Here is a 3,458-nt window from a genome sequence, read left to right on the forward strand (position 1 = left end):
TTACCTGAATTATTCATGAAAAATAAAAATATCGGGGTAAATAATTTGTTATATCATTGATATTCAGTATCTTTTAGGTAATAAAACTAAAATATACCCCGATGTGTGAAAGTACAAAGAAAGTATCAAACAATATTGAAAATTCTACCGGATCTTGTATGCCAACCCTTTTCAATTTAACAGGTTTTAACCATAAGAAAGTAGAAGTGCTCTTCAATGCCGAGCAGGTATCCAATGATGGTGGTCTTCTATTGCTCAAAGAGGTCGAAAACCAGATTGGTATAATAAACAGTCTGGCTTCATGCGTGAAGGACACACGTCACCAAAGTTATGTAAAACACGGAATAGGCCAAATGCTCCGCCAGAGGATTATGCAGATAGCTGCCGGATATGAAGATGCAAATGATTGCAATGTATTGCGCAACGATGGCATATTGAAAGTTTGTACAGGCCAAGAGCAGTCCATGGCAACCCAGCCAACCATGAGCCGATTCGAGAACCAGGTGGGCAATAGAGAACTTTACAACATGGGCAAAGTATTTGTTGACGGGTTTATTTCCTCCTATCCAAGCCAACCCGATGTGATAAGCACTGGACTGCGACGATACAGCCGCATTACTTTACGGGCAACAGGAACTGGGGCTTTTCAACACGTATTACGGCGACACCTGCTACATGCCGTTGCACATATACGAAGGGTTTTCGGGAAAATTGATAACAACCATCCTCAAACCGGGACGAAGGAGCAAAAGCACAAATGTATTTGCCCTGCTCCGAAGGCTCATTGTATACTTGCAGGGGCATTGGCCAAATACAATGATTATCCTCAGGGGCGACAGCCATTTTTGCTCCGGGCAGTTTATGGACTGGGCAGAGGGGCAAAAAAATGTTGAGTTCCTCACTGGGCTAACCGGAAATTCTGTCCTTAACAAAAATGCAAAAATTACCATTGAAAGCGCCCAAAGGGAATTTAAGTCAACCGGAAAGCCTGTAAAAAGATACCATTCTTTCGAACATAAAGCCGGCTCATGGGAACACTCCCAAAGGGTAATAGTAAAAGTTGAAGCAAACAGCATGGGGACAAATATCCGTTATGTTGCAAGCAGTATAAGATGCATCCGCACAAAAGCCCTGTATGAAAATGCGTATTGTGCACGCGGTGCAGCCGAACTGCGCATAAAAGATCATAAAACCTACCTGCTTTCCGACCGTATGTCGTGCAGCAGCTTTCTTGCCAACCAATTCCGTTTGTTCATGCACTCGGCAGCATATGTGCTGATCCACACCCTGCAAAAAGAGGTGCTCAGGGCTACTGAATATTGCAACGCAACCATGAAAACAATCCAATTGAAATTAATAAAGGTTGCAGCACGTGTCAAAATACTGAAATCAAAAGTAAAAATTGAGCTGCCGGTTGAATTTTATGGAAAATGTGTGTTTGAAAAATCACTATGGATATTTCAGGAACTAAGGATTTAACCTCAACCCAAACAGACAGTCGTTCTTTAAAATACTGAAAATCAAAATACTGAAAAACAACAGTTTTTAAACAAAAGGCTGAACAGGGAGCCTATGTCCATGCGTTTCCAAATTATTCTGGCAAGCCGTTTTTTATTAACATAAAATTCAAAATTGAATGAGTATTGAAGAATATTATCGATGGATAAACTAATTTTGAACCAACTTTTTAGGTTTATGAATTAATCAGGCTAATGGTTTCATTTGTACCTAAATTGAGCGATTTGCTTTGAAAAAGATAAAAGATAGCTTGCTTATTAAATTGATAATGAGTATTTTAGAAGTGACAAAACAAATAATTTACTCATCACCATTTAGGTGCACAAGACTATCTTTTATGACTGCTAAGATAACAAAAATCGGCCTTACAAACGACAAAATATCCGGGCGCGGGGGCCTTGCTTTCTTTCTTCGTTACATCGAAAAAATCGAACTTTACAGTCTTATTTCGAGTGTTATTTTGAAAAAATTAACTGTAAATCCGAAAGGATTACAGTTGCAACAATTTTTAAAACAGATATTTGCTTATTTCATGGATGGGACCAATATGTCAATGTCGGGTTTCGATACAAAGAAAAACGATCAGGGATATGCAGCAGTGCTGGAGAACAAAGTGTCAGAAATGGCTTCATCACATCAAATGAAAAGGTTTTTCGCAAAACTATCCATTGTCCCCAATAAATTGTACCGCATGATTTTGCACCGGCTCTTCATTTGGCGGCTCCTGATTGAGAAACCCAAGATCATCATTTTAGGTATCGACACGATGGTAATGGACAATGATTCATCGAAAAAGCGTGAAGGTTGTGAGCCTACCTATAAGCAAAAGAAGGGGTTTCAGCCACTGCACATCTGCTGGGAGTCTTATCTGATCGATGTGACCTTCCGGAAAGGAAGCGCCCATTCAAATCACGGCACCGATTACATTGATTGTGTTACTGAGATCGTAAATCTAATCCGATCAAAATATTCCATGGACGTACCGATTATTCTGTGTGCCGATAGTGGATTTGCCGACCAGAAAGCTTTTGAGGTTTTCGAAGACAACCTGAAAATCCATTATGCGGTTACCAGCAAAATTTACCCCGATATCAAAGAATATATAAAAGATCTGTCCCCAACGGGTTTCGGCGAATTCCGCAAAAACAAGGCAATCTGGAAGTACACCGAGTTTGGCAGCAAACTGAAATCATGGACACGGTTCAGGCGTTGCATCTTCACAAAACTCCACATGGATCAGAAAGGCCAGTATTTATTGGATATAGCAAAACCAGATTCGATCATATACACCAATATTGGCATGCGCAAGGAAATTGATGATAAATTACGGGCAGCAGGTGGACAGAAGTATTTTGAAACAGAAAACATCATTGCGCTATCGCACGAAAGGGGTGCCGACGAATTAATACACCGGAGCATTAAAGAATTGGCAACCAAAGAGCAGTTACCTTTCAAATCGTTCGGGATGAACCGTGCGTATTACTATTTGCTTGTTATCTCGCACTTTATATTTGAAACTTATAAGCGCGACATCACCCCGGATATTATCCCGGTAACGGCCTATCCAAATACATTCCGCAGGAAACTGATTGATTTTGCAGCCAAAATAACAACAAGATCAAGAAATATCATCCTGAATGTCACCAAAACAATTTATGAAACCATTAATATTGAACAGATATGGGAAAAATGCCAATCACCACCGAAGATACAGTTTGCATAAACGAAATGATGACCTTCGCTGTTTTTTTGAAAATATAATGGGAAAGCTATGTCCTATGATCATAATATGCGACATGGTTTTGAGATATTAGCGAAGATAAGTACCCGAAAATAGGCCTATCCTGAAGCAAACCACAAAAATTCAATTAAAAACACTACATCGACTACATCAAGTGAACCCAGAAGGGAAACTGAATTTGTTGTTCGCTCAATTTAGG

2 protein-coding genes and 1 pseudogene are annotated in these 3,458 nt (G+C 39.8%); all 3 read left to right on the forward strand.

Annotated elements, in window-relative coordinates; all coding sequences use genetic code 11:
• Positions 1-158: 158 nt before the first annotated feature.
• Positions 159-575, forward strand: a pseudogene (locus tag Q8O20_RS07345) (transposase); the annotation flags it as partial.
• A gap of 61 nt (positions 576-636) precedes the next feature.
• The gene (locus Q8O20_RS07350; protein WP_305530636.1) at positions 637-1,479 is read left to right on the forward strand and encodes an IS1380 family transposase; all 843 of its coding nucleotides are present in this window, start codon (positions 637-639) and stop codon (positions 1,477-1,479) included.
• Positions 1,480-1,855: 376 nt separating this feature from the next.
• Positions 1,856-3,241, forward strand: coding sequence for an IS1380 family transposase (locus Q8O20_RS07355; protein ID WP_305530635.1), 1,386 nt, complete (start codon positions 1,856-1,858; stop codon positions 3,239-3,241).
• Positions 3,242-3,458: the final 217 nt, after the last annotated feature.

The sequence above is a fragment of the Sulfuricurvum sp. genome (assembly GCF_030691015.1).
In the GTDB taxonomy this organism is placed as follows: Bacteria; Campylobacterota; Campylobacteria; order Campylobacterales; family Sulfurimonadaceae; genus Sulfuricurvum.

Bases quoted from the DNA above. Each gene is read 5' to 3' on its own strand.
- Q8O20_RS07355 (WP_305530635.1), top strand. From the start codon at position 1,856: ATGACTGCTAAGATAACAAAAATCGGCCTTACAAACGACAAAATATCC.